General features: G+C 42.8%; 5 protein-coding genes, 5 tRNA genes and 2 rRNA genes. 9 read left to right on the top strand and 3 right to left on the bottom strand.

The window, feature by feature from the left end; translation table 11 throughout:
* The 3 genes from KI742_RS22920 to KI742_RS22910 all read left to right on the top strand — a co-directional run.
* A 23S ribosomal RNA gene (locus KI742_RS22920) occupies positions 1-113 on the top strand; the annotation flags it as partial.
* A 93-nt stretch (positions 114-206) separates the two neighbouring features.
* A 5S ribosomal RNA gene (gene rrf, locus KI742_RS22915) occupies positions 207-323 on the top strand.
* Positions 324-368: 45 nt separating this feature from the next.
* Positions 369-445 (top strand) — tRNA-Asp (locus KI742_RS22910).
* A gap of 594 nt (positions 446-1,039) precedes the next feature.
* On the opposite strand, the gene pssA is transcribed toward KI742_RS22910, so the two are convergent.
* On the bottom strand, positions 1,040-2,380 hold the full coding sequence (gene pssA, locus KI742_RS22905; protein ID WP_005388686.1) for a CDP-diacylglycerol--serine O-phosphatidyltransferase: 1,341 nt from the start codon (positions 2,378-2,380) through the stop codon (positions 1,040-1,042).
* A 71-nt stretch (positions 2,381-2,451) separates the two neighbouring features.
* Positions 2,452-2,883 carry a GNAT family N-acetyltransferase gene (locus KI742_RS22900; RefSeq protein ID WP_017821963.1) on the bottom strand — a complete coding sequence of 144 codons (432 nt, stop codon included), beginning with the start codon at positions 2,881-2,883 and terminating at the stop codon, positions 2,452-2,454.
* 101 nt (positions 2,884-2,984) lie between these two features.
* Between KI742_RS22900 and murB the strand changes: the two genes are divergently transcribed.
* Positions 2,985-4,028 (top strand): UDP-N-acetylmuramate dehydrogenase, encoded by a 1,044-nt coding sequence (gene murB / locus KI742_RS22895; protein WP_285384819.1) that lies wholly within the window; start codon positions 2,985-2,987, stop codon positions 4,026-4,028.
* Positions 4,025-4,990, top strand: coding sequence for a bifunctional biotin--[acetyl-CoA-carboxylase] ligase/biotin operon repressor BirA (gene birA / locus KI742_RS22890; protein ID WP_285384818.1), 966 nt, complete (start codon positions 4,025-4,027; stop codon positions 4,988-4,990). Before murB ends, birA begins: the two co-directional genes overlap by 4 nt.
* 7 nt (positions 4,991-4,997) lie before the next feature.
* Here birA and coaA read toward each other — a convergent pair whose 3' ends face one another.
* Positions 4,998-5,921, bottom strand: coding sequence for a type I pantothenate kinase (gene coaA, locus KI742_RS22885; protein WP_213886991.1), 924 nt, complete (start codon positions 5,919-5,921; stop codon positions 4,998-5,000).
* Positions 5,922-6,126: 205 nt separating this feature from the next.
* Here coaA and KI742_RS22880 point away from each other — a divergent pair.
* From KI742_RS22880 to KI742_RS22865, 4 genes are all read left to right on the top strand, one after another.
* Positions 6,127-6,202: transfer RNA gene (locus KI742_RS22880), tRNA-Thr, on the top strand.
* A 36-nt stretch (positions 6,203-6,238) separates the two neighbouring features.
* A tRNA-Tyr gene (locus tag KI742_RS22875) sits at positions 6,239-6,323 on the top strand.
* Between the two features lie 35 nt (positions 6,324-6,358).
* Positions 6,359-6,433: transfer RNA gene (locus KI742_RS22870), tRNA-Gly, on the top strand.
* 13 nt (positions 6,434-6,446) lie between these two features.
* A tRNA-Thr gene (locus tag KI742_RS22865) sits at positions 6,447-6,522 on the top strand.
* Positions 6,523-6,643: the final 121 nt, after the last annotated feature.

The raw sequence follows: 6,643 nt of genomic DNA, 5'->3' as shown, positions 1-6,643 counted from the left end.
ATACTTTAAGTATCCTAAAGGGTTGTCGTAGACTACGACGTTGATAGGCAGGGTGTGTAAGCGTTGTGAGGCGTTGAGCTAACCTGTACTAATTGCCCGTGAGGCTTAACCATACAACACCCAAGGGGTTTTGATGGACTCAATGAAAGAACGTTGAATGTGTAAGAACGAGAATTAAAAAACAGCTTTCCAGATTAAAGAATTTGCTTGGCGACCATAGCGTTTTGGACCCACCTGATTTCCATGCCGAACTCAGAAGTGAAACGAAATAGCGCCGATGGTAGTGTGGGGCTTCCCCATGTGAGAGTAGAACATCGCCAGGCTTTAAATTTTGGACGCTTGCTTATTAAAGCGAGTGATACCACTGCGGAGTGGTAGTTCAGTTGGTTAGAATACCGGCCTGTCACGCCGGGGGTCGCGGGTTCGAGTCCCGTCCACTCCGCCACTTATATTAAGCCCCAGTCTAAAGACTGGGGCTTTTTTCGTTTCTACTGCGACGTTTCCCTGAAGAGTGTTTATACACCTAACTAGACTATTTCACATAATCCCTACTAAGCGAACTCTGCGTAATTACACACTAGGCTCTAATAATATAGGCCGTTGATGCTGTGGAAAGGCAATATGACCTACAAACAAGCCTAAGTAATCTATGGTATTCAAAGGCGTTCAACGACTTGAATCTTGATGAGAAAGAAAAAACGAATTGGAAGATGAAAGATTGAAGGAGCTCTTCATTAGCGAGGTGATAATTTTCGACGCTGAACATTTGATGAGTCTCAGAAAAAATATATCGCCAAAGGGCAAGAAGCGCCAGAACAGAGAGGGGTAGCTTAGCTCGAGGCTGTAAGCTATGCGGAATACTCACAAACGTCAAAGCTCAAACCCATTAAGAGAGTCGCTCTAGATCTAAGTGGTTATGTGCTCACTAGCGGTACTAGAAAATAGTTAAGTATTCCAAATGGATTATATGAAAAAGCCAACTGCTAAAGCGGTTGGCTTAGTATAAAATCTCGACGTACTTTAGAGCGAGAAATGATGTCTAAAGAATACGTTTTAAAACACCATCTGCCTTTAGGCGGGTAATTTTTCTGACCAGTCGCTGTACCCCTATAGGATAGTCTTCTACTTTCTCTAATTGCTTATAAGTACAGATAAGGTGAGTATGCTCAAGAATACGCGAAACTTCGTCTTCAAACTTCTCAGTGAGCTTCGCATAATTGTCTTGTATGAGTAGCCCATTTTCTAGGTCGAGTGACCAAGCACGTGGATTTAGGTTATTCCCAGTAAGTAGCATATAGCGTTTATCAACCCAAATGCCCTTAAGGTGGAAGCTGTTATTGTCATGCTTCCATAGGTGAATTGACAATTTACGTGCGGCGATATTCGCTTCATTGGCTTTCGCAAAGCGACGCAAATTCACTTCGTAAAGATATGGAAGTCCGCCAATGGTTTTAAAGTCTTCCTCAGGTGCAATGTAAAAGTCGTTGGCGGTTTTATCACCCACAACAATAGTTACTTTCACACCACGCTTCATGGCTCGTTTCACTTCACGATGAAGTGCTTTAGGGAAGTTAAAGTAAGGCGTACAAATGAAAATTTCGTCTTGGGCTGCTGCCAATAACTTTACAATCTGTTGATTGAGCAGATTACGGCGTTTGCCTAGCCCAACTAACGGAGTGACTTTTACACTTTCTTCTGTTGCAGCTTGGTCTTCAAACTTATAGTTGGCTTGAGCAAGAGAAGCCCTCAGTTGGCGAATCGCCGACTTTATTTCTTTGGTTTCTGGTTTATCTTTTCCTGCAAGATCATTAACGGCAGGGTGAGCAATCATTTCTTCCTGAATGAATTGCACCATTGAATTCGCTAAAGATTCATGTCGAATCACATGGTAACGATCAAATCGATAACGTTCATGATAATGGAGATAAACGTTATTTAAGCTCGCCCCACTGTAGATAACAGTATCATCGACAATGAAGCCTTTTAAATGCAGTACCCCAAAAACTTCTCTGCCACGCACTGGTATGCCATAGACAGGGATTGGGTGTTGGTACTTGCTGGCATATGCTTTGTAAAGCGCTGAATTACCCTCAGATGTCTCCGCACCAATCAGGCCACGCTGCGCTCGATGCCAGTCGACACAGATATTGATGTCCAACCCAGGATTGCGCTGTTTCGCTTCATAAAGCGCAGTGAGAATTTCACGTCCAGCTTCATCATCTTCCAGATATAGAGCGACTAGGTAAATTCGCGACGTTGCTTTGCTGATAGCATCTAAAAGACGGGTTCTGAATGATTCTGCTGAATACAGAACATCAAAGTCTTCCGGATTGACAGCGAGACTTGGCAACTGTTCGAATGGATTCCTACTTACTATCATATCGGTATGAGTACCTTAGTTTAGTGCAATATTGCGAACCTGCCATTTTATCAAAGATATGATTTACCTGGCTACAAAAGCACGCGTTTTGATGTCGTTGAAGAGATGAATTGCATTGGAATGAGATCTTTACCGCTATCTACGTAACGTTGAAATGCCATTTTTAGCGGGTGTGGTAGCTCAGAGCAATCAATTGTTGTGAATCCATGCTTGGAATAATAGGATTCGAGATGTGTAAACGCGAAGCAATAATCTCCATCAGTGAAAACATTGTTTTTACAATGAGTTAGTAGTTTTTTTCCAATCCCTGTTCCCCTAACTTTCGGAATGACCAACATTCCTGTCAACAGACGAACTTTATCTACACTTTTTAAACGTAGTAACGCAATGATTTCACCCTTATGGCTTGCTGTAATGATCAATTCATCTTTTTTGGCTCGACCCGCAGGGTAATACGCTTTGTATAGTTTCTTAATGAGGGGGAGCTTGATGGGATTTAACACTTCTATGATTAATGAGTCTGGTATTGTCACTGCGGTTAAAAGATAACTAATGTAGAATGTCGACAGTTTAAGAGAATCTTATCTGGTGTTGCAAACCTACTATGCAAATTAAAACAAATGCGAGCCTAAAGGCTTACCATACTTTTGGAATTGAACAATCGTGTTCCTATTTAGCTATCGTTGAGTCGCTTGAAGATGTTATTGAGCTATTTCAAAACCCAAGATTCACCCATTTACCGAAACTTTTTTTAGGTAAAGGAAGTAATGTTCTTTTTACAGAACATTTTGAGGGATTAGTGATTGTTAATCGAATCATGGGTAAAGAAGTCACGGAAACGGATGAGCACTACCTATTACATATTGCCGGTGGTGAAGATTGGCCTGAATTGGTTTCCTGGTGTGTGAATCAGGGGATCGGTGGGATCGAGAACTTAGCTTTGATTCCAGGTTGTGCTGGCTCGGCTCCTATTCAGAACATTGGTGCGTATGGCCTAGAGCTAAAAGACATCTGTGATTATGTAGATGTTCTTGATATAACTACGTTTGAAAACAAAAGAATGCACGCCCAAGACTGTGAGTTTGCCTATAGGGATTCCATATTTAAACATGCGTTGCACGGAAAGTGCTTTATCACCGCATTAGGGCTTAAGTTGGCGAAGCAATGGCAGCCGATTAACCAGTACGGTCCTTTACAAAGTATCCCAGAAGAACAACTCAGCCCTGCTTCTATCTTCGAACGAGTATGCCAAGTGCGAAAGGCAAAACTGCCAGACCCAACCAAGATAGGTAACGCAGGTAGTTTCTTTAAAAACCCAGTGATCACGCAAGATCACTATGATCGACTCACAAAAAAATACCCTAACGTAGTGGCCTACCCAGCTTCTGGAGGAATGAAAATTGCCGCTGGTTGGCTTATTGATCAGTGTGGATTAAAAGGGAAGTCTGTACATGGTGCGCAGGTCAACCCTATGCAAGCTTTGGTTTTGACCAACATAGATAATTGTAGTGCTGATGACATTGTCGCGCTTGCTTCTTTAGTGAAGCAGACAGTATGGGACAAATACCAAATCATACTTGAGCATGAAGTACGCTTTCTCAATCGTACCGGGGAGACCAATTTGACTCAGATCGAGGCATCTAGATGAGAAAAGATCACTCTACGAAACTTCATATTTTAAAGTTATTAAGTGATGGAGAGTTTCATTCAGGAGAAGCGTTGGGCGACGATCTTAATGTTTCTAGAGCGGCAATCGCTAAGCACATTAAAGGTCTTAGTGAATGGGGTATTGATATTTATCGAGTGCAAGGGCGTGGTTACCAATTAGCTTCACCATTGCAGCTGTTAGACGAGACACTCCTTACCACTAGCTCGGAGTCACTTGTTGAACTTGTCCCTGTGATTGACTCAACGAACCAGTATTTGCTCGACAGAGTCGCGGATTCGGAAAAGGGCCGTGTTTGTATTGCTGAATATCAAGCGCAAGGTCGTGGTCGCCGTGGTAGACAATGGGTCTCACCGTTTGGCTCTAACTTATATCTCTCTATGTATTGGCGACTGGATGCGGGAATGGCTGCGGCAATGGGCTTGAGCTTGGTGATTGGGATTGCCGCAGTGGAAGCTCTGGAAGAAGTAGGCATACAAGGTGTTAAACTCAAGTGGCCGAATGACTTGTATTATCAAGATAAAAAACTGGCCGGAATCTTGGTTGAAATGTCGGGTCAGGCCGGTGGGGCTGCTCATCTAGTGATTGGGATGGGCCTGAATATTGGAATGCCTGACGACCAGCCTGAGATTGACCAGCCATGGACCACGTTGAACCAAGTAAATCAGAGTCTCAAGATCGATAGAAATGTTCTAGCAATGACTATTATCAAGCATTGGAATTCTGCACTTGTCGAATATGAAATGAAAGGGCTTACTGGCTTTATCGAACGTTGGAATCGGTTAGACAATTTCCTTAATCGTCAGGTCAAACTGCTTATTGGGCCTAGAGAGGTACATGGCGTCGTTCGAGGCATCGATCATCAAGGTGGAATATTAATCGAAACCTCCCAAGGACTAGAGACTTATATTGGTGGTGAAATCTCGTTGCGTAAAAGTGACTAAGCTTCGATTACTTTCGCAACGAGACTTTATCAACCAAGTGGTTAACGCCTTTGTGTAGAATCAAGTGGGCTCTCTCACGAGTTGGAAGAATATTCAATTCTAAATTGAGCCCATTAATATCATGCCAAATTTGCTTTGCTTTTTTCTTTGCGTCATCGACAGAGAGTTGTGTGTAGTGGCTAAAATAAGAGCCTGGTTTCGTAAAGGCCCCTTGGCGAAACTTTAAAAAGCGTTCTATGTACCAATGTTCAATGGTCTCTGTTTCTGCGTCGACATAAATTGAAAAATCTAAAAAGTCAGATACGAAGACACGATGCGGGTCATGTGGATAGTCCATTCCACTTTGCAGAACGTTTAAACCTTCAATAATAAGAACATCCGGTCTATCCACTTTTCTTAGTTCATCAGTAATGTCATACGTGATGTGAGAGTAGATGGGTACTTCAAGATCGGGCTTTCCTGCCTTTACGTCAGACATGAACTCGACTAAGCGCTTGATATCATAGGATTCTGGGAAGCCTTTACGATGCATGATACCGCGTTCTTCTAGTACTTTTTTCGGATATAGGAAGCCATCTGTTGTAACCAAGGACACTTTGGGATGATTCTCCCAACGAGAAAGCAATGCCGTTAGAATACGAGCAGTCGTACTTTTGCCTACAGCAACACTGCCAGCGATACCAATTACGAAAGGGGGAGCATGTTCCTCTGTATTTAAGAATTGTTGTAATACGGAATTGCGGCTTTGACGAGCCTGGACATACAGATTCAAAAGACGAGACAAAGGAAGGTAGATCTCTACCGCTTCCTCCATGGTTAGGTTTTCATTAATGCCCTGAAGCGCAGTCAAGTCGTCTTCAGAAAGTGTCATCGGTACAGAGTTTCTTAACTCGGCCCAATTTGCACGGTCAAATGACAAAAATGGACTCATGGGTCTCTTTTATCCTTGGTTTAATAGAAGCAAGAACATACATCAAGCGAACTTCAAAGCAAACGACAAAGGTCGAAGTTTACTTTAAAAAAGCTAAGTTTGTACGAATTTGCAGCAAACGAATCTAAAAAATCGAAATTTATGATTTTTTTTCAAATTACTATTGCAACCTAGAAAATCATTCAATAGAATGCGCACCACTTATGCCGACTTAGCTCAGTAGGTAGAGCAACTGACTTGTAATCAGTAGGTCACCAGTTCGATTCCGGTAGTCGGCACCATTCTTTCCTTTAGTAGTCTGAATGGCTTGAAAATTTGGAGGGGTTCCCGAGTGGCCAAAGGGAGCAGACTGTAAATCTGCCGGCACTGCCTTCGATGGTTCGAATCCGTCCCCCTCCACCATATTCTTTAGGAAATAGCTCTCAGAGTTACGTGTTGCGGGCATCGTATAATGGCTATTACCTCAGCCTTCCAAGCTGATGATGCGGGTTCGATTCCCGCTGCCCGCTCCACTCTAATTTGAGTGCTGATATAGCTCAGGTGGTAGAGCGCATCCTTGGTAAGGATGAGGTCGGCAGTTCGAGTCTGCCTATCAGCACCAGCTCTCAAGTTTATTTCCTTTTGATATTAGATTTACCAATTATCTTTTTTTGGTTGCGTGGTCAATTTGGGCCACCTAAATCCGTACCTAGAGGGACCACTCATGTCTAAAGAAAAATTTG

It is taken from the genome of Vibrio sp. D417a, assembly GCF_030248595.1.
GTDB classification, from domain to species: Bacteria; Pseudomonadota; Gammaproteobacteria; order Enterobacterales; family Vibrionaceae; genus Vibrio; species Vibrio alginolyticus.
Note: the sequence above shows the minus strand (reverse complement) of the source record. Positions and strands in the feature narration are given on the sequence as shown.

Coding starts and splice junctions, on each gene's coding strand:
- pssA (WP_005388686.1), bottom strand. CDS start 2,380: ATGATAGTAAGTAGGAATCCATTCGAACAGTTGCCAAGTCTCGCTGTC.
- murB (WP_285384819.1), top strand. CDS start 2,985: ATGCAAATTAAAACAAATGCGAGCCTAAAGGCTTACCATACTTTTGGA.
- birA (WP_285384818.1), top strand. CDS start 4,025: ATGAGAAAAGATCACTCTACGAAACTTCATATTTTAAAGTTATTAAGT.
- coaA (WP_213886991.1), bottom strand. CDS start 5,921: ATGAGTCCATTTTTGTCATTTGACCGTGCAAATTGGGCCGAGTTAAGA.